At 68.0% G+C, this 24828-nt stretch carries 25 protein-coding genes and 1 pseudogene; 9 read left to right on the plus strand and 17 right to left on the minus strand.

What is annotated here, in order from left to right:
* Positions 1–9: 9 nt before the first annotated feature.
* From G6N58_RS09545 to G6N58_RS09560, 4 genes are read left to right on the plus strand one after another with little or no spacing between them, the layout of a single operon-like run.
* Positions 10–387, plus strand: coding sequence for a BlaI/MecI/CopY family transcriptional regulator (locus G6N58_RS09545; RefSeq protein ID WP_068914513.1), 378 nt, complete (start codon positions 10–12; stop codon positions 385–387).
* On the plus strand, positions 384–1295 hold the full coding sequence (locus G6N58_RS09550) for a M56 family metallopeptidase (protein WP_115278901.1): 912 nt from the start codon (positions 384–386) through the stop codon (positions 1293–1295). The genes G6N58_RS09545 and G6N58_RS09550 overlap by 4 nt, the downstream gene beginning before the upstream one ends.
* A 17-nt stretch (positions 1296–1312) precedes the next feature.
* Positions 1313–2668 carry a WS/DGAT/MGAT family O-acyltransferase gene (locus tag G6N58_RS09555; RefSeq protein ID WP_115278900.1) on the plus strand — a complete coding sequence of 452 codons (1356 nt, stop codon included), beginning with the start codon at positions 1313–1315 and terminating at the stop codon, positions 2666–2668.
* On the plus strand, positions 2661–3122 hold the full coding sequence (locus G6N58_RS09560) for an NUDIX hydrolase (RefSeq protein ID WP_115278899.1): 462 nt from the start codon (positions 2661–2663) through the stop codon (positions 3120–3122). The genes G6N58_RS09555 and G6N58_RS09560 overlap by 8 nt, the downstream gene beginning before the upstream one ends.
* Positions 3123–3128: 6 nt before the next feature.
* Here G6N58_RS09560 and G6N58_RS09565 read toward each other — a convergent pair whose 3' ends face one another.
* Positions 3129–3656 (minus strand): lipoprotein LpqH, encoded by a 528-nt coding sequence (locus tag G6N58_RS09565; RefSeq protein ID WP_172545091.1) that lies wholly within the window; start codon positions 3654–3656, stop codon positions 3129–3131.
* 129 nt (positions 3657–3785) lie between these two features.
* Complete coding sequence (locus G6N58_RS09570; RefSeq protein WP_232067800.1) at positions 3786–4217, minus strand: lipoprotein LpqH; 432 nt, start codon at positions 4215–4217, stop codon at positions 3786–3788.
* Positions 4218–4258: 41 nt separating this feature from the next.
* On the opposite strand from G6N58_RS09570, the gene tgt reads away from it, so the two are divergent.
* Positions 4259–5482: a tRNA guanosine(34) transglycosylase Tgt gene (tgt, locus tag G6N58_RS09575; RefSeq protein WP_115278897.1), complete on the plus strand. Its 1224-nt coding sequence runs from the start codon at positions 4259–4261 to the stop codon at positions 5480–5482.
* Between the two features lie 34 nt (positions 5483–5516).
* On the plus strand, positions 5517–6743 hold the full coding sequence (locus G6N58_RS09580) for a cytochrome P450 (protein WP_115278896.1): 1227 nt from the start codon (positions 5517–5519) through the stop codon (positions 6741–6743).
* Here the strand turns inward: G6N58_RS09580 and G6N58_RS09585 are convergent.
* From G6N58_RS09585 to G6N58_RS09655, 15 genes and pseudogenes are all read right to left on the minus strand, one after another.
* Complete coding sequence (locus G6N58_RS09585) at positions 6725–8101, minus strand: flavin monoamine oxidase family protein (protein WP_115278895.1); 1377 nt, start codon at positions 8099–8101, stop codon at positions 6725–6727. The genes G6N58_RS09580 and G6N58_RS09585 overlap by 19 nt on opposite strands.
* 12 nt (positions 8102–8113) lie before the next feature.
* Positions 8114–8881, minus strand: coding sequence for an amino acid ABC transporter ATP-binding protein (locus G6N58_RS09590; protein WP_068914521.1), 768 nt, complete (start codon positions 8879–8881; stop codon positions 8114–8116).
* Positions 8878–11130, minus strand: coding sequence for an ABC transporter permease subunit (locus G6N58_RS31305; protein ID WP_435406368.1), 2253 nt, complete (start codon positions 11128–11130; stop codon positions 8878–8880). The genes G6N58_RS09590 and G6N58_RS31305 overlap by 4 nt, the downstream gene beginning before the upstream one ends.
* Complete coding sequence (gluQRS, locus tag G6N58_RS09600) at positions 11109–11984, minus strand: tRNA glutamyl-Q(34) synthetase GluQRS (RefSeq protein WP_115278894.1); 876 nt, start codon at positions 11982–11984, stop codon at positions 11109–11111. The genes G6N58_RS31305 and gluQRS overlap by 22 nt, the downstream gene beginning before the upstream one ends.
* Before the next feature lie 33 nt (positions 11985–12017).
* The gene (locus G6N58_RS09605) at positions 12018–12662 is read right to left on the minus strand and encodes an MBL fold metallo-hydrolase (RefSeq protein WP_115278893.1); all 645 of its coding nucleotides are present in this window, start codon (positions 12660–12662) and stop codon (positions 12018–12020) included.
* 67 nt (positions 12663–12729) lie between these two features.
* On the minus strand, positions 12730–13500 hold the full coding sequence (locus G6N58_RS09610; RefSeq protein WP_115278892.1) for a GntR family transcriptional regulator: 771 nt from the start codon (positions 13498–13500) through the stop codon (positions 12730–12732).
* Positions 13501–13542: 42 nt separating this feature from the next.
* Positions 13543–14322: a 3-oxoacyl-ACP reductase FabG gene (fabG, locus tag G6N58_RS09615; RefSeq protein WP_115278891.1), complete on the minus strand. Its 780-nt coding sequence runs from the start codon at positions 14320–14322 to the stop codon at positions 13543–13545.
* Positions 14323–14336: 14 nt separating this feature from the next.
* Positions 14337–15335, minus strand: coding sequence for a phosphotransferase enzyme family protein (locus tag G6N58_RS09620; RefSeq protein WP_115278890.1), 999 nt, complete (start codon positions 15333–15335; stop codon positions 14337–14339).
* Positions 15335–16000: a microcompartment protein gene (locus G6N58_RS09625; protein WP_115278889.1), complete on the minus strand. Its 666-nt coding sequence runs from the start codon at positions 15998–16000 to the stop codon at positions 15335–15337. The genes G6N58_RS09620 and G6N58_RS09625 overlap by 1 nt, the downstream gene beginning before the upstream one ends.
* 7 nt (positions 16001–16007) lie before the next feature.
* Positions 16008–16289, minus strand: a complete 282-nt coding sequence (locus tag G6N58_RS09630; protein WP_068914528.1) for a BMC domain-containing protein — start codon at positions 16287–16289, stop codon at positions 16008–16010.
* A 34-nt stretch (positions 16290–16323) separates the two neighbouring features.
* Positions 16324–16575: a EutN/CcmL family microcompartment protein gene (locus G6N58_RS09635; protein WP_068914529.1), complete on the minus strand. Its 252-nt coding sequence runs from the start codon at positions 16573–16575 to the stop codon at positions 16324–16326.
* Positions 16572–17050 (minus strand): annotated as a pseudogene (locus tag G6N58_RS09640) (hypothetical protein). The gene G6N58_RS09635 and the pseudogene G6N58_RS09640 overlap by 4 nt, the downstream one beginning before the upstream one ends.
* On the minus strand, positions 17047–17652 hold the full coding sequence (locus G6N58_RS09645; protein ID WP_068914531.1) for a BMC domain-containing protein: 606 nt from the start codon (positions 17650–17652) through the stop codon (positions 17047–17049). Before G6N58_RS09645 ends, G6N58_RS09640 begins: the two are co-directional and overlap by 4 nt.
* A 3-nt stretch (positions 17653–17655) precedes the next feature.
* Positions 17656–19203: an aldehyde dehydrogenase family protein gene (locus G6N58_RS09650; RefSeq protein WP_115278887.1), complete on the minus strand. Its 1548-nt coding sequence runs from the start codon at positions 19201–19203 to the stop codon at positions 17656–17658.
* Positions 19200–20480, minus strand: a complete 1281-nt coding sequence (locus tag G6N58_RS09655) for a class-III pyridoxal-phosphate-dependent aminotransferase (RefSeq protein ID WP_115278886.1) — start codon at positions 20478–20480, stop codon at positions 19200–19202. Before G6N58_RS09655 ends, G6N58_RS09650 begins: the two co-directional genes overlap by 4 nt.
* A 213-nt stretch (positions 20481–20693) precedes the next feature.
* Between G6N58_RS09655 and G6N58_RS09660 the strand changes: the two genes are divergently transcribed.
* Genes G6N58_RS09660 through G6N58_RS09670 form a run of 3 tightly spaced genes read left to right on the plus strand, consistent with a single transcriptional unit; the run spans position 20694 to position 24825 of the window.
* The gene (locus G6N58_RS09660; RefSeq protein WP_115278885.1) at positions 20694–22226 is read left to right on the plus strand and encodes an APC family permease; all 1533 of its coding nucleotides are present in this window, start codon (positions 20694–20696) and stop codon (positions 22224–22226) included.
* 26 nt (positions 22227–22252) lie between these two features.
* Positions 22253–24493, plus strand: a complete 2241-nt coding sequence (locus G6N58_RS09665) for a propanediol/glycerol family dehydratase large subunit (protein ID WP_115278884.1) — start codon at positions 22253–22255, stop codon at positions 24491–24493.
* Positions 24490–24825 carry a diol dehydratase small subunit gene (locus G6N58_RS09670; RefSeq protein ID WP_115278883.1) on the plus strand — a complete coding sequence of 112 codons (336 nt, stop codon included), beginning with the start codon at positions 24490–24492 and terminating at the stop codon, positions 24823–24825. The genes G6N58_RS09665 and G6N58_RS09670 overlap by 4 nt, the downstream gene beginning before the upstream one ends.
* Positions 24826–24828: the final 3 nt, after the last annotated feature.

The following is a 24828-nucleotide window of genomic DNA, read 5'->3' on the forward strand; positions in this document are numbered from 1 at the left end:
CCTCACACCGTGCAACAGCGTGGGTTCGGCGATCTCGAAGCCGTGGTGATGGACCAGGTCTGGGCAGGCGACGGCGCCGTCACCGTGCGTGACGTCTTCGTCGAACTGGCGGCACAACGCGAGATCGCGTACACGACAGTCATGTCGACGATGGACAACCTGCACCGCAAGGGCTGGTTGGAGCGCGAGCGTGACGGCAAGGCCTACCGGTACTGGGCGGCCATGTCGCGCGAGGAGCGCTCGGCCAACCTGATGGCGGAGGCGTTCCATGCCGGCGGAGACACCGACCTGGTGTTGAGTTTTTTCCTGGACACGATGAACGCCGAGGAATCGGACCGACTCCGGGCGGCACTGCGCAAGATCTCACGCGGGCGCCCGGTGTCATGACGGGCGCCGCCTGCATGCTGCTCTACGGGGCCGCGCTGGCATGGCTGGGGCCGGGGTCGCTGGACCGCATCACCCGCAGCGGGGTGAGCCCGCGGCTGTCGGTCGCGGTGTGGCTGTCGGCCATCGCCGTCGTCGCGGTCGTGTGGGTGGTGGCCGGCGCGGGGCTGATCCTCGATGTCGTCCTGCTGCACAGCGGTGCCGATCCCGTGCGTTACTGCATGGACGTTCTGCTGGCGGTACACCGGTTTGGGTGGGTCGGCGATGTGGTGCTGATCGCGGTGGCCGTCGCCGGGGTGTCGGGCACGACGCTGGCCGCCCGGCGCATCGTGGCCGCGATGCACCGGATGTCGGCCCGCAGCTGCGAACACGCCTCCACCGCACACATGCTGGGAGCCCGCGACGGGGTGGTGGTGGTGACTTCCGAGCACCGTGCCGCCTACTGCGTGGCGGGCCGGCCCTCGGCCATCGTGGTCACGTCGGGTGCGGTCTCGAGTCTGGATGCCGCTGAACTCGACGCGGTGCTGGCCCACGAGCGGGCGCATCTACGTGGGCGTCATCCCCAGCTGCTGATGCTGCTGAACGCCCTGCACGGCGCCCTACCCTGGGTACCGCTGGTACGCCGGGCGACCGGCGCGGTGGCACGGTTGGTCGAGATGTGCGCCGACGACACGGCCGCGCGCAGCCACGGCAGCGCCGCACTGCTGCGTGGGTTGGTCGCCCTGACCAGGGCCCCGCGCGTTCCCGGTGGTGCGCTGGCCGCCGGTGACACCGCGATGGTGGCCCGGGCGTGGCGCCTGGCCGACCCGGCTCCCGCCGGCACCCGGTTGTGCCGGCAGCTCGTGCTGTCGCTGACTTTGGTGACGGTGATCGTGACGCCTGTCGCGATGCTGCTGCTGTCGCACCCCTGAACGCTCTACTGTGAGTTATGCAACTCATCTCACCGACCGATGCGATCTTCCTCGTCGGTGAATCCCGCGAGCACCCCATGCACGTCGGCGGTCTGCAGCTCTACCGTCCGCCCGAGGGCGCCGGCCCGGAGTATGTACGCACGCTGCACCAGCAGATGATCGCGCACACCGAGTTCGCGCCGATGTTCCGCAAGCACCCGTCGACCATCCTGGGCGGAATCGCCAATCTGACATGGACTTTCGACGACGAGATGGACATCGACTACCACCTGCGCCGCTCGGCACTGCCGCAGCCGGGCCGGGTGCGGGATCTGCTGGAGTTCACCTCCCGGGTGCACGGCACCCTGCTGGACCGGCACCGTCCGCTGTGGGAGACCTACCTGGTGGAGGGCCTGTCGGACGGACGCTTTGCGGTCCTGACCAAGTGCCACCACGCGCTGATCGACGGGGTGTCGGCACTCAAGCTGGTGGAGCGCTCGCTCAGTGAGGACCCGGGAGACACCGAGGTGGGGGTGCCATGGGATCTGCCCCGGCGCACCCGGCCCGCGCGCGCCGAGCGGGCGTGGCTGCCGGATCTGCTCTCCGGCGCGGGATCGCTTGCCGCTCTTGTGCCCTCGACCCTGGGGCTGGCACGCGCGGCGCTGCTCGAGCAGCAGTTGACGTTGCCGTTCGCCGCACCGAAGACCATGTTCAACGTCAACATCGGGGGAGCCCGGCGGGTGGCCGCCCAGTCCTGGCCGCTGGAGCGGATCCGGCGCGTGAAAACCGCCGCCGGGGTCACGGTCAACGACGCCATCCTGGCGATGTGCGCGGGCGCGTTACGCGCCTACCTGCAGGAGCAGGATGCGCTGCCCGACGCCCCGTTGATCGCCATGGTCCCGGTGAGCATGCGCGGCGACGACGACGACACCAGCGGCAACCAGGTGGGCGCCATCCTGTGCAATCTCGGCACCGATGTGGAGGACGCCGAGCGACGCCTGCGCGTCATCGGCGACTCCATGCGCAGCAACAAGAAGGTGTTCTCCCAGCTGCCGAAGATGCAGGCCCTGGCGCTCTCGGCGGTCAACATCAGTGCCCTCGGGCTGGCCATGGTGCCGGGATTCGTGGGTACCACAAGACCACCGTTCAACATCGTGATCTCCAACGTGCCCGGTCCGCGGAAACCCCTGTACTGGAACGGGTCCCGGTTGGACGGTAACTACCCGCTGTCCATCGCACTGGATGGCCAGGCACTCAACATCACGATGGCCAACAACGGGGACAACCTGGATTTCGGTCTGGTGGGCTGCCGACGCAGCGTGCCCCATCTGCAGCGCCTGCTGGGCCACCTCGAGGACTCTCTCAAGGATCTGGAACGATCGGTCGGTGCCTAAACTCAGCGCCGGGCTGCTGCTGTACCGCACCGGCGACGCCGGCCTCGAGGTCCTGATCGCGCACCCGGGAGGGCCGTTCTGGGCACGCAAAGACGACGGCGCGTGGTCGATTCCCAAAGGGGAGTACAGCGCCGGCGATGATCCGTGGGAGACCGCGCGTCGTGAGTTCACCGAGGAGCTGGGTGTCCAGCCGCCGGACGGTCCGCGCCTGGAGCTGGGCGAGGTCCGGCAGTCCGGCGGCAAGGTGGTCACCGGTTATGCCGTGGCAGGCGATCTCGACATCACCGATGCCCGCAGCAACACCTTCGAGATGGAGTGGCCGCCACGCTCCGGGAAACTCCAGCAGTTTCCGGAGGTGGACAGGGTGGACTGGGTCTCCATCGAGGAGGCTCGGGTGAAGTTGTTGAAAAGCCAACTGCCGCTGCTGGACCGGCTCCTCACCGCAGTCGCCTGACGACCGCTAGGGGCAGGTGACCGCGATCTCGAAGGTCTTGGTCATGGGCTGCATGGGATTGGCCATGTCCACGCCGGTGGCGCTGCCGGTGATCTTGTAGGTGTTGCCGTCCTTCTCGGCGGTCGCCTCGCCGCCGGGCAGTCCTTCGGTGTACCCGATCGCGACACCGTTGACGTTGCCCAGGCCGACCTGCTTGACCACCGGCGGATCGGCCTCGGTGACCTGGGCGCCGATGCCCTGCGTGGCGTTGCCGATGGCGATCTGGATGTTGCCGCCGAGGTTGGTGCAGACCGACTGGCCTTCGATGTTCTGCTCCTGGCCGTCGATGGTGACGGTGGCCGACCCGGGCGGCGGGTTGCCCTTGGCGGCATCGGTGGCCGATGTGATCACGCTGGTGGCCGAGCTCGCTCCGCTCTCCACGGTCTCCGACGCCGAGGACATGGTCTCGTTGGCGGATTGATCACCAGAGCAGCCGACCAGGCCGGCGACCGCGATGGCGGCACCGCTGACCGCCAGTCCGATACCGCGTCCCAATTCACGCTTCACCAGGGTTCTCCTTCATATCGGGACCCGTCGACGTTGACGGGCCTGTCAGCAGTATGGGTCGCTGTCGATTTTCGGTCACGGGGATTGCCCAAAATGCGCCGTCTTACGCGTGCAGCCTCAACACGCGACCCTGATCTCGAACGTGCCCTCGGTGCGGAAGCTGGGATTGTCGGTGGCAAACCCGTCGGCGCTGCCCTTGATCCGGTAGGTGCTGCCGGACAGCTCGACACGCGCCTGGCCCCCGAGGTCGAGGTTGTAGCTGCCGGTGAAACCGCCCAGGTCACGGATGTACACCGACTGTGCGGACAGGCCGTCGGCATTGGACACCACCGAGGTGCTGCCCGAGGTCTCGTCCCCGGTCTCGATGGTCATCAGGGGCCCGGCGGCGGTGCAGGCCACCGAGTCCACCTCACCGAGGTCGCGGTCGTTGATGGTGATGGCAGCGGTGCCGGGCGTCAACGCCCCCTGAGGTAGCGGTTGTTGCTCGGGGCCCGACGAGCAGCCCACCGCAGTCAACAGCAACGCCAGTCCCCACGCCGCGCTTTTCACCCGACGAATGTAGCGTGACGGGTGCGTGTTGAATACCTGTTGTGAGAGACGGCTTCTTCTCGGTACGTGACGTCCTGGCCGGCCGACGTGGCCGAACCGGCGTGATCCGCACCCCGCACGGCGACATCGAGACCCCCGCGTTCGTGGCCGTCGGCACCAAGGCCACGGTCAAAGCCGTACTGCCGGAAACCATGAAGTCGCTTGGAGCGCAAGCAGTTCTGGCCAATGCGTACCACCTCTACCTGCAGCCCGGGCCCGCCATCGTGGACGAGGCCGGCGGACTGGGTGCCTTCATGAACTGGGGCGGGCCGACTTTCACCGACAGCGGCGGCTTCCAGGTGCTGTCACTGGGGTCGGGTTTCCGCAAGGTGCTGGCCATGGACACCACCCGCGTGCAGGCCGACGACGTCATCGCCGCGGGCAAGGACCGCCTGGCCAGGGTCGACGACGACGGCGTCACCTTCACCTCACACCTGGACGGCTCGACCCACCGGTTCACCCCGGAGGTGTCCATGCAGATCCAGCATCAGCTCGGTGCGGACATCATCTTCGCCTTCGATGAGTTGACCACGCTGGTCAACACCCGCGCCTACCAGGAGTCGTCGGTGCAGCGCACCCACGAGTGGGCCATCCGCTGCCTGGCCGAGCACCGTCGGTTGGAGAACGAGCGCGACGACAAGCCCAGCCAGGCCCTGTTCGGGGTGGTGCAGGGTGCCCAGTACGAGGATCTGCGTCGCCAGGCCACCCGGGGGCTGGTCGGGCTGCGCGACGCCGAGGGCCGGGGCTTCGACGGCTACGGCATCGGTGGGGCCCTGGAGAAGCAGAACCTGGCGACCATCGTCGGTTGGGTCACCGACGAGTTGCCCGAGGACAAGCCGCGCCATCTGCTGGGCATCAGTGAGCCCGACGATCTGTTCGCCGCGGTGGAGGCGGGTGCGGACACCTTTGACTGTGTGTCGCCCTCGCGGGTCGCCCGCAATGCGGCGATCTACTCGGCGACGGGGCGCTACAACATCACCGGCGCCCGCTACAAACGTGACTTCACCCCGCTGGACCCCGAGTGCGACTGCTACACCTGCGCGCACTACACCCGGGCGTATGTGCACCATCTGTTCAAGGCCAAGGAGATGCTGGCCTCGATGTTGAGCACCATCCACAATGAGCGCTTCATCATCCGGCTGGTGGACCAGATTCGCGCGGCCATCACCGACGGGACGTTCGACGACTTGCGTGAGCACGTCCTGGGGCGCTACTACCGCTCCTGAACTGCGCGGTTTTCCACACGTGCACAATAAGAAGATGACTGGTGCGCCTGCAGATCCCCAGGAGCTCCTCGTGCGGCTGCTCGATCCGGCCAATCGTGCCGATCCGTACCCGCTCTACCGTGAGATCCGCGAGTGCGGGCCGCTGCTGCTGCCCGGGATGAACCTGGCGGTCTTCTCCCGCTACGACGACTGCTTCGACGTGCTCCGCCACCCGGACTCGGCCAGCGACCGGTTGAAGTCCACGGCCGCGCAGCGCGCCATCGCCGACGGTCAACCGGCCCGGCCATTGGGCACGCCGGCCTTTTTGTTCCTGGACCCGCCCGATCACACCCGGCTGCGCAAGCTGACTCAGAAAGCGTTTGCGCCCAAGGTGATCAAGGCGCTGGAGGCTGACATTGCGCTGCTGGTCGACGGGTTGCTCGACAAGGTGGAGGAGGTAGGGCATTTCGACGTGATCACCGACCTGGCCTATCCGCTGCCGGTTGCGGTGATCTGCCGCCTGCTCGGGGTGCCGTTGGAGGACGAACCCGAATTCTCCCGCGCCTCAGCGCTGTTGGCGCGCTCGCTGGACCCCTTCATCACGTTCACCGGTGAGATCCCCGACGACATGGACGAGCGGATGCAGGCGGGGTTGTGGATGCGCACGTACCTGCACGACCTCATCGACCGGCGTCGCGCCGACCCCGGCGAGGACCTGATGTCGCGGCTCATCGCGGCCGAGGAGGACGGCGACCAGCTCACCGAAGAGGAGATCGTCGCCACCTGCAACCTGCTGCTGATCGCCGGTCACGAGACCACCGTCAACCTGATCGCGAACGCGGTGCTGGCGATGCTGCGCGAGCCGCGCCACTGGGCCACCCTGGGCGCCGATCCCACGCACGCGCCGGCCATCATCGAAGAGACCCTGCGTCACGACCCGCCGGTGCAGTTGGTCAGCCGGGTGGCCGCGGCCGATCTGGAGATCAACGGTGTCACCGTGCCGCGGGGGGACACGGCCATCCTGCTGATCGCTGCAGCGCAACGGGATCCGGCGTCGTTCGTCGACCCGGATGTGTTCGATCCCGACCGGGCGGTCACCAGGCACTTGGCGTTCGGACATGGCCCGCACTTCTGCCTGGGCGCCCCGCTGGCCCGGTTGGAGGCACAACTGGCGCTGACGATGGTGACGGCCCGATTCCCGGACGCCCGCCTGGACGGGTCGGCGGAGTACAAGCCGAATCTGACGCTGCGCGGCCTGGCCGCTCAGGCTGTTCGCGTCTGATCCAGCGCCTCGATGACCTCGCGGGCCGCGCGTTCGCCGGCGTCCACCGCGCCCTCCATGTAGGCGCTCCAGTAGGTGGCGGTGTCGGTGGAGGCCCAGTGGATCACACCGATCGGCACCGACAGGGCCGGGCCGTAGGTGGTCCAGACGTGCGGGCCGTGGTTGGCGTTGTAACAGCCGCGGGTCCATTGGCGGTTGGACCATTCGCCGTCGACGTAGGCCAGCGGCTGCGCAGCCGCGGCGCCGTAATGGCGTACCAGTTCATCGGTGAGCAGTTCGCGGCGCTGCTGCTGGGGCAGCGTGCCGTAGGTACGGGCCTCGTCGCCTTCGAGGAACATCAGGATGACGCCGTGGTCGGTCCCGGGGATGCAGGTGTCGTTGGACATCCGCGCCGGGCCGATGTCGGAGATCAGCTGGCCGTTGAAACCGTCTGCCCGCCAGAAGGGCTGGTCGTAGACGAAGAACGCCTTCATGGCCGAGCCGTTGGGCATGCGCTGGGTCAGCTGGTCGCGGACACCGGGTAGGGGAGGGTCGTACATGATGCGCCCGGCCAGCGTCGGGGAGATCGCCACGATCACCCGGCGGGCGCGTGCCACGGTTCCGCCGCGGCACGTCACCGTGACGGAGTCCGCGGTGTGCTCGATCAGCTGGACCGGAGTCTGCAACACGATGTGCTCGGAGATCAACGCTGCCAGCCGGCGCGGAATCTCGCCGGTGCCGCCGACGAACCGGGTGGTCTGCGCGCCACCTTCGGACTCGGCGAACAGCTCCGAGGTCACACCGCAGGTCTGGATGGTGAACAGCAGGTGCAGGAAGGACACCTCGGCGGTCGGCACGGCCAGGATGCCGACGGTGCAGATTTCGAGCAGCGTCCGCGCGACCGGTGAAAGCCCTTGGCTGTCATACCAGAAGCCGGCGGTGATCGCGTCCCACTCCAGTGCCCGCGGGGCGTCCCACGGCGCCTGCACGGGTACTTCCGCGGCCAGCTCGTCGAGCACCCGCAGCACCCGCTCCAGCTCGCCCAGTTCGTCGGCGAACCGGGTGTGGAACTCGTTCTCGCCCAGCACGCCCGTGCCGCACAGCTCGTAGGAGGTCTGCCCCTCGTCGTACTGCGGGTAGGTCTCGACACCCAGTTCGGCGGCCAGGTCGAACATCCGCTGATGGGTGTCACCGATCCACTGGGCGCCGATCTCCACCGGCACCCCGGGCAGCACCTCCTCGGTGAGGATGCGTCCGCCCACCCGGTCATCGGCCTCGAGTACCAGCGGTCGCAGCCCTGCCGCCAGCACAGTGCGGGCGGCGATCATCCCGGACAGGCCGGCTCCGACAATGACGACATCTGCTTCCATGGCGGGCATCCCGCCATCCTGCTACAAGGGGTTCAGGATCCGCTGCAGAAATTGCCGGGTGCGGTCCTCCTGCGGATCGCCCAGCACCTTCTCCGGCGGGCCCTGCTCCAGGATGACGCCGCCGTCGGTGAACAGCACCTGGTTGGACACCTGGCGGGCGAACTGGATCTCGTGGGTGACGATCACCATGGTCCAGCCTTCGACCGCCAGATCTTTGATGACGGAGAGCACCTCGCCGACCAGTTCCGGATCCAGCGCGGAGGTGGGTTCGTCGAACAACACCAGTTTGGGTTTGAGTGCCAATGCCCGGGCGATGCCGACCCGTTGCTGTTGACCACCGGAGAGTTGATAGGGGTACTGGTCTTTCTTCTCGGACAGCCCCACCTGCTCGAGCAGCGTGATGGCGTCGGCGATCGCCTGATCCTTGGGCTGCTTCTGCACCACCACCGGACCTTCGATGATGTTCTGCAGCACCGTCTTGTGCGGAAAGAGGTTGTGGGACTGGAACACAAAGCCGCTGCGGGACCGGAACTGGCGGAGCTGCTGTTTGGACACCGGTTCGGCGAAGTCGATCTCGATGTCGTCGATGCGGATGACGCCGGCGTCCGCGCGGTCCAGTGCGTTGAGGGTGCGCAGCAGGGTGGTCTTGCCCGACCCGGATGGCCCGATGATCGCAGTGGCCGTGCCCCGTTGCACTGTGAACGAGATCCCTTGCAGCACCTTGTTGTCGCCGAACGCCTTCTCCACACCCGCAGCGGTGACGCGGTAATCGATCTCATCGGAGGTCATCGGACCACATACCTTTCCAGCCGGTGCTCCAGGCGGCTCTGGCCGAACGACAACACCAGGCAGATCACCCAGTAGTAGATCGCGGCGGTGCCGTACAGAGCGAAGAACTCGAATGTCGGGGCGGCGATGATCTGCGCCTGCCGCAGCAGCTCGGTGACCAGGATGGTCGACGCCAGCGAGGTGTCCTTCACCAGCGAGATGAGGGTGTTCGACAGCGGGGGCACCGCCACCCGGGCGGCCTGCGGCAGGATGATCCGGCGCAGCGCACCCACGTAGTCCAGGCCGATGGTCTCGGCCGCCTCCCACTGCCCCTTCGGGATGCTCAGGATGGCCGAGCGGATGATCTCCGCGGCGTAACCGCCGACGTTCAGCGAGAACGCGATGACCGCGGCCGGGAAGGGATCGATCCTCACCCCGAATTCGGGCAGCGCATAAAACACGATGAACAACTGAACCAGCAGCGGGGTGCCGCGGATGATCGAGATGTAGAGGCGGGCCACATTGGTCAGCACCACATTCGACGAGAGCCGGGCCAACGCCACGGCCAGCGCGAGCACCAGGCCGATCGCGAAGCTGATGATGGTCAGCGGGATCGTCATGGTGATGGCCGCTTTGGCCAACGGCCACAGGTTGTCGCGCACCAGGTCCAAAGCCGACCGCGTCGGCGGTGGTCCCTGGTCCTGGGCGGCTGGCGCCGTGCCCGTGGCGTCGGCCTTGAGGTAGCGCTGCGAGATCTCGGTGAGTGTGCCGTCGGCGCGCAGCTGGTCGAGGGCGCCGTTGAGTTCGGGCAGGAAGCCGCTGTCTTTGCGGGCGGCGAAACCCTGCTCGCTGCGCTCGCCGGTCTCGGCGGCGATCTTGACCGAGGTGTCCCCGGTTTCGGCGAGGTAGGCGTAGACGGCGATGCTGTCGTTGACCGTGGCATCGACCCGGCCCTGGTTCAGCAGCGTGATCGCCTGGGCGAAACCCTCGACCCCTTCGACGGTGGCACCGGAGTCCCGCGCCACCTGGGCCCAGTTGCTGGTGATCGATTGCGCGGTGCGCTTGCCGCTCAGGTCCTCCAGTGAGGTGATCGAGTCGTCATCGGCGCGTGTGACGATCACTCCCTCGCCGATCGAATACGGCGTCGACAGATCGTATTTGGCTTGCCGTTCCGGGTTGATGGTGACCTCGTTGGCCACCACGTCGAAGCGGTTGGCCTCCAGTGCGGCGAAGATGGAGTCCCACGGGGTCTCCACGAACTCGACCGGCACGCCCAGCTTGTCGCCGACGGCCCGCGCCACGTCCACGTCATAGCCGGTGAGCTCGCCGGTGGTGGGTTCGTGGTAGCTGAACGGCGCGTAGGTGCCCTCGGTGCCGACGCGCAGCACACCGGCGTCCCGGATGGGGGTGGACGCCGGTGCCCCCGTGGCGTCGGCCTTGAGGTAGCGCTGCGAGATCTCGGCGAGGGTGCCGTCGGCGCGCAGTTCGTCGAGCGCGCCGTTGAGTTCGGGCAGGTATCCGCTGTCCTTGCGGGCGGCGAAGCCCTGTTCGCTCTTCTCCCCGACGGTGCCCGCGATCTTGACGGAGGTGTCGCCGGTTTCGGCGAGGTAGGCGTAGACGGCGATGCTGTCGTTGATGACCACGTCGACGCGGCCCTGGTTGAGCAGGGTGATGGCCTGGGTGAAGCCTTCGACGGCCTCGACGTTCGCGCCGGCCTGGCGGGCCACCTCGGACCAGTTGCTGGTGGCGTTCTCGGCGGCGGTCTTGCCGGCGATGTCGGCCAGCGATCGGATCGAGTTGTCGTCGGCGCGGGTGACGATCACGCCCTCACCCACCGAGTACGGCTGCGACAGGTCGTACTTGGCCTGGCGCTCGGGGTTGATGGTGACCTCGTTGGCGACGATGTCGAAGCGGCCGGCCTCCAGCGCGGCGAAGATCGAATCCCAGGGTGTCTCGACGAACTCGACTCGCACCCCGAGTTTCTCGCCGACGGCCTTGGCGACGTCGACGTCGTAACCGACGAGTTCGCCGGTGGCGGGGTCGTGGTAGCTGAACGGCGCATACACACCCTCGGTGCCCACCCGCAGCACACCGGCGGACTTGATGGGGTCGGATTCGCCGCCTGAGGACCCGCCGCACGCCGCGGTGACCAGAACAGCCAGCACGAACACGGCCAGCAGGGCGCGACGGAGATGGTGGCTCACCGGCGCAACGTAACCGCTGGGGCCGCTGCGGCCAAGGCTTCTGCTCACGCGGGCAGGTATACCCACGGTTCGCGCGGAAGGCGCTGCGGGTCGAACTCAGCCAGCATGCCCTCGAGCCGCCGCGCCCGCATACCCAGGGAATCGGCGATCTTCGCCAGCGCCGGCTCGACACCGATCTCGGCCAGCGTCACCGCGCCGTCGCGCTTGGCCAGCCGCTTGCCCTCGGCATTGAGAACCAACGGCACATGGGCGTACGCCGGCTGTGGATGGCCCAGCAGCGCCCCCAGGTACGCCTGCCGCGGCGCAGAGGACAGGAGATCGTCACCGCGCACCACCTGGTCCACTCCTTGGGCGGCATCGTCGACGACGACGGCCAGGTTGTAAGCGGGCACTCCGTCGCCGCGGCGCAGCACCAGGTCGTCCACCACACCGGTGTAGTTGCCGTACAGCAGATCGGTAACGGTGTAGCTGTAGGTGTCCGAGCGCAGGCGCAGCGCGGGTGGGCGGGTGCGCCGTTGCCGGCGCTGCGCGTCGGTGAGGTCGCGGCAGGTCCCGGGGTATGCGCCCTCGGGTGCGTGCGGCGCACGCGGTGCCTGCTGGATTTCCCTTCTGCTGCAATAACATTCGTAGACCAGTCCACGACCCTGCAGTTCCGCGATGACGCCGTCGTAGCGTGCTGCATGAGCGGTCTGGTATTCGGGCGGGCTGTCCCACGTCACCCCGATGGCCGCCAGGTCGGCGATCTGGCGGGCGGCGATGTCGGGGGAGGTGCGGTCGTCGAGGTTCTCGACCCGGATCAGGAAGCGCCGCCCCGACGAGCGGGCGAACAGCCAGGCCAGCACCGCGGTGCGCAGGTTGCCGATGTGCAGGTCGGCCGACGGGCTGGGGGCGAACCGGCCTGCGGGGGCGGGGCGGGTCATCCCTGGAAATCTAGTGCCTGCCCGCGTCCACGCTCAGACCACCGCGCGCAGGCCCTCCCGGGCGGCCGCGATACAGGTGCTCCAGGACTCCGCATCGACGGCGTGCACGGCAGCGTCGCTGGGGAAGGCGCTGGAGATCACCAGGTCGGGAGCCAGCGCCGCCAGCGTGGTCAGACTCTGCAGCAGCGTGGCCGCGTCGCTCATCGGCGGGAGGTAGCCTGCCGCCCAGCGGCCGTCGGCACCGTGGAACAGGGTGTCGCCGGTGAACAGCATCCGGGTCCCGTCAGCGGCGGTCACCAGGTAACAGGTGCTGCCGACGGTGTGACCGGGGGTGGGGATCACCTCGATGCCGTTGTCGTCGACGTGCCGGGTCGACAGCGCGACGTGCACGGACGCGTGTGTGCCGATGGTGGTCTGCTCGGCCGCGGGGGCGTGCAGTCGGGCGCCGAACCGGCCCTGGATGCGGGCCAGTGCCGGACCCGCCTCGTCCTGGTGGGACAGGTACTGATGGGCCACCCCACCCAGCTCGTCGAGGGTGTTGAAATCGGCGTCGGTGGCCGGGCAGTAGAACAACACGTTGCCGTGCGGGCCGCCGGTCCAGAGATAGGCGTGGGTGGTCAGGCCGGGAAACGGGCTGTCGACCTGGGTCTCCCAGAGATCGTGGCGGATGCGCCGCATGGGTTCCTCCTCGTGAGCGGTGGAACCCAGGCTGCACCCTGAACCTCACTTGAGGTCAAGGTCGATGTCAGCTGGCTTTGGTGCTGCTCTGCAGCGTCACCGAGGCGATGTCGGCGGCGGGCACGCCGATGCCGCGGCCGTTGACGGTGACCGCCAACCGGGTGCGATCGCCCCGGAACAGATCGTGGGAGAACTCGCACGGGGCGCCGTCCTGGTCGTAGGCGGTGCGGGTGATCAGCAGCAGCGCGGAGTTCTTCTTGATTCCCAGGAGGGTGGCTTCCTCGGAGGTGGCGTTGACCGCCTCGATGCGCTCGTCGGCACGCGAGGTGACCAGCCCGTACTGCGACTCCAGTACCTCATAGATGGACCCGCCGAGTTGCTGCTCGAGCAGACCGGGGAACCGGTCGGCGGGAAGTTGCGCGCGCTCCAGCGAGATCGGCGAGCCGTCGGCCAGCCGCACCCGCTGGATCTCGACGACGAATTCGCCCTCCTGCAGTTGCAGGGCCTGGGCGGTGGTCCGGTCGGGGATGGCGATCTTGGTCGACAGCACCCGGGTGCCGGCCACATAGCCCTGGCTGGCCAGGAACGCGGGGACACCGACGACGTCGGTGAGGCTGCGTTGCACCTGGACGTGGCTGATGAAGATGCCCCCGGCCCGTCCGATCACCCGCTCCACCAGACCGGCTTCCTCGAGAGCGGCCAGCACCTGGCGCAAGGTGGACCGGCTGGTCGAATACCGTTCGGCGAGTTCGCGTTCACTGCCGAGCTTGGAGCCCGGGGTGCCGGCGTTGACATCGGCGACGAGCTGGCGCCGCAACTCTTCCACTCGCGATGCCACCGCGGCCCCCTGTCATTTGGTCGTACCAAATACTACACCGCGTCACATCGCGGCGATGGCCTCGGCGGATTCGGGCAGGATCTGCCCGCCGTCGACCACCAGCGTCTGACCGGTGACGTAGGACGCTTCGTCGGTGGCGAAGAAGAGGGCGGCGTTGCCGATGTCGGCGGCGCTGCCGAGCCGGCCCGCGGGTACCGACGCTGCCATCGTGGCCATGTACTCCTCACCGAGGTCGATCAAGCCCTCGGTGGCGATGTTGCCGGGCAGCACCGCGTTCACGGTGATGTTCTTCGGGGCCAGTTCCATGGCCGCAGTGCGGAGGAAGCCGAGCTGGGCGGCCTTGCTGGCGCCGTAGTGCGACCAGCCCGGGTAGCCGGTGATGGGTCCGGTGATCGACGAGGTGATGATCACCCGGCCGTGCCCGCTGGCGGTGAGCGCCGGCAACGCGGCCTGCACGCTGAACACCGTGCCCTTGAAGTTCACCCCCATCACCAGGTCGAGGTCCTCGGGTGTCATGTCCTCCAGGCGGTTCGACGGAAAGACACCGGCGTTGGCGCACAGGATGTCCAGCCCGCCGTGACGCTCGACGGCCTCGTCCACCACCCGCCGGCACTCCTGCGGGTTCGCCACGTCGGCGGCCACCCCGGACACGGTTCCCGGTGTGTCCGCCAATTCGGTCACGGCACGGTCGATGTCGGCCTGGTTACGTCCGGTGAGCACGACGTTGATGCCGGCCCGGGCGAAGGTCTCGGCGATGCCCCGCCCGATTCCCTTGCTGCCGCCGGTGACGATCGCCGACCGGCCCTGCAGTGATGCGAACATGTGTGCCTTTCTGATCAGGCCAGTCGTCGGCCGTCGTGGGTGAGATAACGCTCGGCCAGTACGCAACTACCTGCCGCGTAGGTGACCGACATGGCCTGGGATTCCCGGCTGTGGCTGTGCGAGCCCATCCACGCCAGCAGCAGCAGCCGGCGCAGCAGGACGAACGACGGCAGCATGGCCTCGTGCTCGGCGGCCAGCGGCGCGCGGGTGCGGTAGCCGGCGGTCCACGCGTCCTGCCACTCGGGCAGCGCCGGGTCATCCTCCATGAAGGACACCGCGGTGCCGAAGTCATAGAAATACCAGCCGAATCCGCAGTCGTCGAAGTCGATGACGGTGATGGTGTCGTCGTCCACCAGCAGATTGGCCAGCCGCAGGTCGGCGTGCACCAGCCCGAAGGTGTCGGGGCCGGTGCCGTACTCGGACAACCGGCGCCGCAGCAGCTGCTCGGCCCGCTTCAGGACGGCGGCCTCACCCGGGCCCACACCTACCGCGTCGGACCAGCGGCCCCAGCGCGGCCGGTCTCCCAGGCAGTGCTCCCAGTCCCAGGAGAACCGTGCGAAATGGGGCGGGCGGGTCCACGTCCGGGCGTGGTCGTGCAGCGCCGCGGTGATGCGCCCCAACGTGTGGAAGTCGGTCACCGCCAATGTTTCCGGATCCGGCTCGGCGCCGGGCACCATCGCGAAGTGCACCACATGGCGGGCCACGCCCTCATGCTCGACGGTCACCACCCGCTGCCCGTCGCGGGTCGGAAGCACAGTGGGCACGGTGACGTCGCTGCCGGAGTCCAGGGCCGCCAGCCAGTCCAGCTCGGACTCGATCTCTGCAGCCCGGTGGTAGTCCCGCCGGTGCACCCGCAGGATCGATCGTTCCCCGGTCTCGGAGTCCTCGACCGCGTACGTGGCGTTCTCGGAGAGGTTGAGCAGACGCAGCGTCGAGGTGGGCGGCAGGTCGTAGTTCTGCAGCGCCTGTTCGGCGACCGCCAGGTCGTCGCCGATGAACCCGGCCGCGGCCATCAGTGGTCGCGGCCTTCGATACCGGCCAGCACCGCGGTGATGCGGTCACGGGCGGTGGTGACATCGACTGTGCTGCCGCCGATGTAGAGCCGGCCCGCTGCCCCGATCATCTGGACGTCGACGAGGTTGAGCCCGGGGGCGGCCCGTTCGGCCTCGTTGGCGGCGACCGCGGCGAACAGTGCCGGCGTCATCTCGTACACCAGCAGCGATTCCCCGGGCAGCACCATCGAGGCCTGTCGGTTGCGGTTCAAGATCACCGCGTGCTGGTCGGTGATGTCCTCGATGATGTCGTGGTAGAGCACCCGGGGCCGCAGCTGATCGGCTGCGGCGTTGCCGGTGCCGGTCAAGATGGCGTCGCCGGCGCGGCGGATGTCGGACAGCTCGCCCGAGTGGATCTCCAGGACACCGAACTGCCGCTCCACGTACAGGATTCCGGGCTGGATACCGGGCACCTCGCGCAGCGCCAGATCGATGACGCGCTCGATGGCCAGCGCGGGGGAGACCTCGACGATGAGGGCGTGTTCCCCGGCGTAGGGCGGATAGCCGCGCGCCCGGGTGGGTGTTCCCAGGTAGGCGGCGAACTGCGGTTGCAGGTCCTCGACCGGCAGATAGACCCGGATGTCGGTGCGGGTGCCGGTGCTTGTGGGTTGCTCGGTCACGGCCATCGGCGCACTACTGCGTGGTGACGGAGAAGTGTGCGCCGAGTTCGTTGTGCGGGCGCGGAATGACGTGCACGCTCACCAGTTCGCCGACCTGCGAGGCGGTTTCGGCGCCGGCCTCGGTGGCGGCCTTGACTGCTCCCACCTCGCCGGTGACGGTGATGGCCACCAGGCCGTCGCCGACCTGCTGGCGGTCGGTGATGGTGACATTGGCTGCCTTCACCATCGCGTCGGCCGCGGCGAGTGCGGCGACGTAGCCTTTGGTCTCGATCATCCCGATCGCATTGCTGGCCATGATGTTTCTCCTTCTTCCGGGGTGCTGGGAACTGCTATTCGGTGGTGCCGGGGTCGATCGAGCCGACGATGAGGGCGTCGATGGGCGGCGGGGTGCCGGCGAACCAGCCGGCCGCCACCGAGCCCTGGGTGATCAGGACGCGCTCGCCGAGCCCGCTGCCCAGGACGTCGAACGCGATGAGCTTGCTGCCGCTGCCGTCGGTCTCCACTTCGAGCAGCGCCCCGGCGGGCATGCCGTCCACGCAGCGGGTGGACCAGATGTGGCCGGTGACCGTGCCGGTGATCATGAGCGCTCCTTCGAGACGGTGATGCCGAGGGCTCTGGCCTTCTCGCGGGCCAGCGGGGTCAGCACGGCCCTGGGCCCGAGCACCAGGGTGGCGCCGGTGCCCGCGAGGTCGGCGATATGGCGTTCGGTGACGGCGCCGCGGTCGATACGGTGGCTACCTGCGCCGGTGGTCGCCGTGCGGGCCAGCCGGAACTTCAGCCGCCCCTGCCGTAGGTCGGCGCGTGTCTTCGGGTTCTCGAACAGCGCTAGCAGGGTGCGCACGAAGCCGTCCAGATCGACGTCGGTGGCGATCCGGACGGTGTCGGTGCGGGCCTTCTCGTCGGCGGCCAGCGGACCGGTGGGGACGACGGTGGCAGCCGGCGGGGGTGGGGGTGTGGCGGGTGCGGAGCGGCTGCGGGAGCGGGTGGTTTGACGTCCCTGACGGCATCGCGAACGACCTCGCGGACCAGCAGTCGCAGTTGTTCGCGGTCGATCATCCGACACTCCGGCGCAGCGCATCCTCGGCCGCGGACGCAGCCTGGCGGACGTCGGCCTCGGTGCCGGAGAGGTACACCCGCCCGGTGGCGCCGATCATGCGGAAGTCGACGACCTTGATGTCGGCGGCCTTCTCGGCCTCGTTGGTGGCCAGGATCGCGTAGCTGGCCGGCGCCACCTCCAGGACGTAGAGCGACTCCCCGGCCAACACCATGGATCCGATCTTGTTGCGATTGATCAGGAACGCGTGCTGCTGGTCGATGCTGGAGATGATGCGCGAGGCCAGGATGCTCGGCGGCAGCGCGGACCCGGCGTTGCCGCCGAGCTCGTCGAGCGCGGCGTCGGCGGAGGCCTTGACCGCTCCGGTCTCGCCGTGGAACTCCAGGTAGCCGAACTGACGCTCCACCACCAGCACCCCGGCCTTCACCTCGGCGTGCTTGAGCGCCACGTCGGTGACGGCTTCGATGTCCAGACCCGGCGCCACCTCGATGATCTGAGCGGCCACGTCGGCACGGGGCAGGGCACCTTTGATCCAGGTGCCCAGATACGACATCGTCTGCGGCTGCAGCCGGTCGATGAAGATGAACGAACGCAATTCAGCCACGAATCACCTCTTGATCAGTTGGGCGAGTTCTTCGACGACCAGCGCGCGCAATTCGGCGCGCAGCGCCTCGATGCCGGGATCGCCCGAGCGGGCGGGCGGGTGCGCCCTGGGCGCGGGTGCCGCGGGCACCGCACCCAGGTCATTGGAGGCCCGGGGGTAGGCCGGAACCGGACCGGCCGGCGACCGCCACGGCGAGACCCCGGCGAAGTTCGGCATGGTGACCCCGGCATCGGCGTTGTAGGCGATGCGGGTCCAGTTGACCAGATGCCCCGGCTGCAGGTTCTCCCCGATGGAGCTGCGCCCGACGAAGCCGGTACCAATCGTCATCGACGGTGCCAGGTTGGTCTCCAGACCGGAGCTGCCGGTGCTGTTGCCCACGTTCACCGACACCCGCAGCACCGGAACCTGTGCCGCGAAATCCGCTATCACCCGCGCGTTTTCGCTGTGGATGGCCGCAGAGTGGCCGGCACCGGCAATGCGGATGACAGCGCGCGCGGCGCGGATGCCACGGTCGGCGTCGGCCACCGTCGTCATCCCGAGCACCGGCGAGAGCTTCTCGTGGGTCAACATCTCCTCGGCGAGCACATCGGTGAACGGCGCCACCAGCACGCGGGTCTTCGCAGTGACGCGGATGCCCGCCTGCTCGGCGATCCACGCGGCGTCGCGTCCCACCACGTCGGTGTTGAGTCTGCCGTCACCGAACATGTAATGCCGCAGCCGCCTGGTGGCGTCCTCGTCGAGAATGGCTGCACCATTGCGGTTCATTGCCGCGGTGAGCTTCGCGGCGATGGACTCCTCGGCGATCAGCACCGACTCGTTGGTGCACAGCACCGAGTTGTCGAAGGCCTTGCTGTCGACGATGCGTCGTGCCGCCGCGTCGATGTCGGCGCTGGCATCGACGAACACCGGAACGTTGCCGGGACCGACACCGAGCGCGGGGTTGCCCGAGGAATAGGCCGCCCGGACCACCGCGTTGCCGCCGGTGGCCACGATGACATCGGTGCGGGCATCGCCCATCAGGGTCTCGACCAAGGGGATGGACGGCTCTGCGATCACAGAGACGATGCCGTCGGGCGCCCCGGCCGCCACCGCCGCCTCGGCGAGCACCAGGGCGGCATCCACCGAACACTGCCGGGCCCGGGGGTGCGGCGCGACGACCACCGCATTGCGTGTCATCAACGCCAGCAGCACCTTGAAATACACCGTAGCAACGGGATTGGTGGTGGGGGTCAGTGCCAGCACCACCCCTGCAGGCCTGGGGATCTCGACGATCTTGCGGGCGGCGTCGATGCGAGGCGAGACGAAGTCGTCGTCGCGGTAGTACTCCACGATGCCGCGCGAGCAGGCCCGGTTCTTGACGATCTTGTCGGCCACCACCCCCATGCCGGTCTCGGCGACGGCGGCCGCGGCGAACCGCTCGGCCTCGCGGTAGGCGGCGTCGGCCACCGCGGTGACCACGGCGTCGACGTGCGCGCGGTCATATTCGGCGTACGCGGCCGCGGCCCAGCGCGCACGCTCCAGGATCTGACCCACTGCAACGGTGTTGTTCACGCCGACCTCCGTCCCATCGCGGCCCGCCGCGCCTGGCCGATGGCCAGCTCCATGCGGTCGAGTACGTCCTCGCACAGCTCGCGGTCCATCAGCAAGCCCGGTTTGAGCTGCAGCACACGGGGATCCAAGGTCGAGAAGATCGCCCAGACACCCCTCTCGTAGAGCTCGCGCATGACGAACTTGGCGCCTTCGGGGTGGTCGAACTCGCACCCGATCACCACGCCGTTCTGCCGGATGCCGGTGAACCAGTCTGGATTGTCGGCCTGGATCCGGCCCAGGCCGGCGGCGAACAGGTCGGCGATGTAGTGCACCGAGGACCTGATTTCGGGCCTGCCGCTGATCTCGAGGGTCTTGATGGCGGCCACGCAGCCGAGTTCGGCGCCGCCGAAGGTGGAGATGTGCCCGAACCCGTCCTGGTTGAGCCAGGCGGCGGCGCGCTCACTGAGCATGGCCGCGGTGATGGGGTACATGCCGCCGGAGAGTCCCTTGCCAGTGACGATGATGTCGGGCTCGATACCGTGCTTGGTGATCGCCCACATCTCGCCGGTGCGCATCAGGCCGGTCTGTACCTCGTCGGCGATGTAGAGCGCGTCGTAGCGCACGCACAGATCCTTGACCGTCTCCAGGTAACCCGGTGGGGGCAACGGGAATCCGTAGGTCGCCGGGATGGTTTCCATGATCACGGCTGCGACGTCGCGCCCGCGCAGGGCCTGCTCCATGGCATCGAGGTCGCCGAAGGTGACCTGCACGAACTCGTCGGGGCGGTCGGCGAGGAACAGTTTGGCGAAGCGGTCGTCGCCGGTGGCCACCGCCAGGCCGGTGTGGCCGTGGTAGGCCTTGACGATCGAGACGATCTTGCGGCGCTGCATGGCGTGGCGGGCGCTCTTGAGCGCGATGTCGATCGCTTCGCCGCCGCCGGAGCCGAAGGCGACCTTGGTGATGGATGCCGGTGCGGACTCCACCAGTTTCTGGGCCAGCGCGGTGCGGGCGACGGAGGGAAAGTGGTGGTTGCCCACGTCGAAGAATTCCATGCCCTGCGAAAGTGCCTGCACCACTTCGGGATTGCGGTGTCCGAGGCTGTAGGTGCCGCCGTTGAGGTGCATGTCGATGAGGCGTCGGCCCCCCATGTCCCAGAGGAAGTAGCCTTCGCGGCGGTCGATCACCAGGTCCACCCCGGCGTCGGTCCAGAACTGGGTCTTGTCCGGGTTCCAGAAGGTCTTGGCCCGTTCCAGGACCTGTGCCTTCGACTCGAACGAGAAGGTGCCGTAGTCGTACACGAGTCTCCCTGCGTGTCGTCTGGCCGTGTCGGGCACCACGCTAAATGGAAGGACCATTTATGTCAATGGTCAGAAAAGTCGGGCCAAATCTGAAATCGATACGGCGCTACCGCTTGCGCTCGCTATTTGGTAGTGCCAATATAACCGAGTTCACTGTGGCCTGGGCCACACACCGGGCGCAGTCGCTGCCCCCTCTGGAAGGTACTCCCAACGATGACCGATCGAGTGTTGTCACGCGACGAAAACGCCGGCGGCGGGGTCCAACGACTCAAACGCAACGCCGTCGGAACCTTCGGCGTCATCTTCATGGCGGTGGCCACGGCCGCGCCCATCACCGCGATGGTCGGCAACGTGCCGATCGCGGTCGGTTTCGGCAACGGCTCCCACGCCCCGGCGGGCTACCTGGTCGCCACGATCGTGCTCGGCCTGTTCGCCATCGGCTACGCCACCATGGCCAAGCACATCACCGCCACCGGCGCCTTCTACGGCTACATCTCCCACGGACTCGGCCGCGTCATGGGGATGGCCAGCGGCCTGATCATCACGATGGCCTACATCGTGTTCGAGGGATCGCTGATCGGCATCTTCGCCTACTTCTTCCAGAACCTGTTCGCCTCGCAGCTCGGGATCACCATCCACTGGCTCATCCCGGCTCTGCTGATGCTGGTGCTCAACTGCGTGCTGACGTACTTCGACGTGAACCTGACCGCCAAGGTGCTCGGCGTCTTCCTGATCACCGAGATCGTCATGCTGGCTCTGGGCGCGCTGGCCGTGTTGTTCCGCGGCGGCGGTCCCGAGGGCTTCGCCGTGGCCGAGACGCTGAACCCCATCGGTGCCTTCACCCCGGCCGCCATCGCCGGCGCCAGCGCCGGACTGGGCCTGTTCTTCGCCTTCTGGTCATGGGTGGGCTTCGAGTCCACCGCCATGTACGGCGAGGAGTCCAAGGACCCGAAGCGAATCATTCCCCGCGCCACCATGATCGCCGTGCTGGGCGTGGGTATCTTCTACATCTTCGTGTCCTGGATGGCCATCGCGGGCACCGGCCCCCAACAGTCGGTGGAACTGGCTCAGGACCCGGCCACCGCCGGTGACATCTTCTTCAACCCGGTGCGCAGCACCTACGGTGAGTGGGCCATCACGGTCTTCAACATCCTGTTGGTGACGGGCTCCTTCGCCTGCGGGATGGCCTTTCACAACTGCGCCTCGCGGTACCTGTACGCCCTGGGCCGCGAGGGATTGTCCACCGGCCTGCAGAAGACCCTGGGCGCCACCCACCGCACCCACGGATCGCCGTACATCGCGTCCTTCGTCCAGACCGGTATCACCCTGGTGCTGATCCTGGCGTTCTTCTTCGCCGGCATGGACCCGTACGTGCACCTGTACACACTGCTGGCCATCCTGGGCACCATGGCAATCCTGATCGTGCAGTCGCTGTGCGCCTTCGCGGTGATCGCCTACTTCCACTTCCACAAGAACCATCCCTCCAGTGCGCACTGGTTCAAGACCTTCTTGGCGCCGCTGCTCGGTGGTATGGGCATGCTCTACGTGGTCTACCTGCTCTGGGAGCACAAGGACGCCGCGGCCGGTGCGGCGTCGGGCACACTGCTGTTCAAGCTGACACCGTGGATCGTCGTCGGTGTGTTCGTGATCGGCGCGCTGCTCGCGCTGTACTTCAAGTTGCGTGATCCGCGGCGTTATGAGCTGATCGGTCGGGTTGTGTTCGACGACAGCGAAATCCGCGACTGACAGATCCAGGACCTCAGGAGGGCGCCGTGGCGCAGGAGTTGGGCCGGTTCCGGGTTCTGAACGCGAAGCCGGTCAACCTCGACGGGTTCAGTGTGGCCGACGCCGAACTCGGCCTGGTGGCGATGCGCAGCCCGCACGACCCGGCGCCGTCCCTGGTGATCCAGGACGATGTGATCGTCGAACTCGACGGCAAGACCACCGCCGAGTTCGACGTCATCGACGAGTTCATCGCCCGCTACGGCATCGATCTGGCCGTGGCTCCGGAGGCGATGGCTCTCGACGACGCGTCCCTGGCCCGGATGGCAGTGGACGTCAACGTGCCGCGGGCGGAGGTGGTGCGGCTGATCGGCGGCACCACCCCCGCCAAACTCGCCCGCGTCATCGCCCTGATGACGCCGGTCGAGATGCAGATGGCGATGGCCAAGATGCGCGCCCGGCGCACGCCGAGCAATCAGGCCCACGTGACCAACCAACTCGACGACCCCCTGCTGATCGCCGCGGACGCGGCCAGCGCCGTGGCCTACGGGTTCCGCGAAGTCGAGACCACCGTGCCGGTGCTCGGCGACGCGCCCTCGAATGCGGTGGCCCTGCTGATCGGCAGCCAGGTCGGCACCCCCGGCGCCATGGCACAGTGCTCCATCGAGGAGGCGCTGGAGTTGCGCCTCGGCTTGCGTGGGCTGACCAGCTACGCCGAGACCATCTCCATCTACGGCACCGAGCAGGTGTTCGTCGACGGCGACGACACCCCCTTCAGCAAGGCCGTACTCACGTCGGCGTACGCGTCACGCGGCCTGAAGATGCGGGTCACCAGCGGCGGCGGCGCCGAGGTGCTGATGGGAGCGGCCGAGAAGTGCTCCATCCTCTACCTCGAGTCGCGATGCGTCTCCCTGGCCCGGGCGCTCGGCAGCCAGGGCGTGCAGAACGGCGGCATCGACGGCGTCGGCGTGGTGGCCGCGGTCCCGGAGGGCATGAAAGAGCTGCTGGCCGAGAACCTGATGGTGATGATGCGTGACCTCGAGTCATGCGCGGGCAACGACAACCTGATCTCCGAGTCCGACATCCGCCGCAGCGCCCACACGCTCCCGGTGCTGCTGGCCGGCGCGGACTTCATCTTCTCCGGCTTCGGCTCGATACCGCGCTACGACAACGCCTTCGCCCTGTCGAACTTCAACTCCGACGACATGGACGACTTCCTGGTACTGCAACGGGACTGGGGCGCCGACGGTGGCCTGCGCACGGTCTCACCCGAGCACCTCGAGGCCGTGCGCCGGCGGGCGGCCACCGCAGTGCAGGCCGTCTACCGGGATCTGGGGCTGGCCGACTACGACGATGCCCACGTCGAAGACGTGGTGTGCGCCAACGGTTCCCGCGACCTGCCGGCCGGGCATCCCACGATGGTGGCCGAGGCCGCGGCCTCGATCGAAGCCAGACAGTTGACGGTGTTCGACGTCATCGCCGCCTTGCAGCGCACCGGCTTCGCCGAGGAAGCCGAGGCGATCGCCCGGCTCACCCGCGAACGCCTGCGCGGAGACCAGCTGCAGACCTCGGCGATCTTCGATTCCCGGTTCCAGGTGTTGTCGAAGCTGACCGACCCCAACGACTACACCGGGCCGGGCACGGGGTACACCCCGACACCGCAGCGCCGTGCAGAGATCGACACCATCCGGCAGGCGCGCAGTGCCTCCGAGCTGACCGCCGATCAGGAGGAGCACCGCGGCCACGTGAGCGTCACCGACGGCGAGATCGCCGGGCAGAGCGCCGATCCGCGGGAGGTGTGCATCGGGTTGTCCCCGGCCTGGGGTCGCAGTGTGTGGCTCACCTTGTGCGGCCTGCCGATCGGCGAGGTGTTGCGGCAGATCTCCGCGGGCCTCGAGGAGGAGGGCTGTGTGCCGAGGCTGGTGCGCGTGCGCTCCACCATCGACGTCGGTCTGATCGGCCTGACCGCGGCGCGGTTGTCCGGGTCCGGCATCGGAATTGGATTGCAGGGCAAAGGCACATCGTTGATCCACCGCCGGGACCTGGCACCACTGGCCAACCTCGAACTGTTCAGCGTGGCCCCGCTGCTGACCGCGCAGATGTACCGCGACCTCGGCAAGAACGCCGCACGTCACGCCAAGGGCATGGCCCCGGTGCCCATCTTCACCGGGGGCACCGACGAGTCCATCTCGGCGCGCTACCACGCCCGCGCCGTCGCGCTGGTGGCCCTGGAACGCCAGGCCTGTGAACCGGGTGAACCGCCGGTGGCCGTGGAGGTGGTGCGACGATGACACCGGAACACATCAGCGTGGGCAACGCCGTCGACGGCAAGCTGGGCTTGTCGGATCTGCGGATGGACCCGGCCGTGCTGGCCCACCAGGCGGTGGTGGCCGCCGAGGGTGGCAATCCGCAGTTGGCCGAGAACTTCCTGCGCGCAGCCGAACTGGCCACGATGGACGACGACGACGTGATGAACCTCTACGAAGCGTTACGCCCCCATCGGTCCACCGCCGAGGAGCTCGAAGCGCTGCGGATCAGCCTGGAGAACCAGGGTGCCGCACGGTGTGCGGCCCTGGTGGAGCAGGCCGCACAGGCGTATGCCCGCCGGGGTCTGTTGCGTTGAGCC

This window comes from Mycolicibacterium tokaiense (genome assembly GCF_010725885.1).
GTDB classification, from domain to species: Bacteria; Actinomycetota; Actinomycetes; order Mycobacteriales; family Mycobacteriaceae; genus Mycobacterium; species Mycobacterium tokaiense.

Bases quoted from the DNA above. Each gene is read 5' to 3' on its own strand.
- G6N58_RS09550 (WP_115278901.1), top strand. From the start codon at position 384: ATGACGGGCGCCGCCTGCATGCTGCTCTACGGGGCCGCGCTGGCATGG.
- G6N58_RS09555 (WP_115278900.1), top strand. From the start codon at position 1,313: ATGCAACTCATCTCACCGACCGATGCGATCTTCCTCGTCGGTGAATCC.
- G6N58_RS09580 (WP_115278896.1), top strand. From the start codon at position 5,517: ATGACTGGTGCGCCTGCAGATCCCCAGGAGCTCCTCGTGCGGCTGCTC.
- G6N58_RS09585 (WP_115278895.1), bottom strand. From the start codon at position 8,101: ATGCCCGCCATGGAAGCAGATGTCGTCATTGTCGGAGCCGGCCTGTCC.
- G6N58_RS09590 (WP_068914521.1), bottom strand. From the start codon at position 8,881: ATGACCTCCGATGAGATCGATTACCGCGTCACCGCTGCGGGTGTGGAG.
- gluQRS (WP_115278894.1), bottom strand. From the start codon at position 11,984: ATGACCCGCCCCGCCCCCGCAGGCCGGTTCGCCCCCAGCCCGTCGGCC.
- G6N58_RS09605 (WP_115278893.1), bottom strand. From the start codon at position 12,662: ATGCGGCGCATCCGCCACGATCTCTGGGAGACCCAGGTCGACAGCCCG.
- fabG (WP_115278891.1), bottom strand. From the start codon at position 14,322: ATGTTCGCATCACTGCAGGGCCGGTCGGCGATCGTCACCGGCGGCAGC.
- G6N58_RS09620 (WP_115278890.1), bottom strand. From the start codon at position 15,335: ATGGCCGCGGCCGGGTTCATCGGCGACGACCTGGCGGTCGCCGAACAG.
- G6N58_RS09625 (WP_115278889.1), bottom strand. From the start codon at position 16,000: ATGGCCGTGACCGAGCAACCCACAAGCACCGGCACCCGCACCGACATC.
- G6N58_RS09630 (WP_068914528.1), bottom strand. From the start codon at position 16,289: ATGGCCAGCAATGCGATCGGGATGATCGAGACCAAAGGCTACGTCGCC.
- G6N58_RS09635 (WP_068914529.1), bottom strand. From the start codon at position 16,575: ATGATCACCGGCACGGTCACCGGCCACATCTGGTCCACCCGCTGCGTG.
- G6N58_RS09660 (WP_115278885.1), top strand. From the start codon at position 20,694: ATGACCGATCGAGTGTTGTCACGCGACGAAAACGCCGGCGGCGGGGTC.
- G6N58_RS09670 (WP_115278883.1), top strand. From the start codon at position 24,490: ATGACACCGGAACACATCAGCGTGGGCAACGCCGTCGACGGCAAGCTG.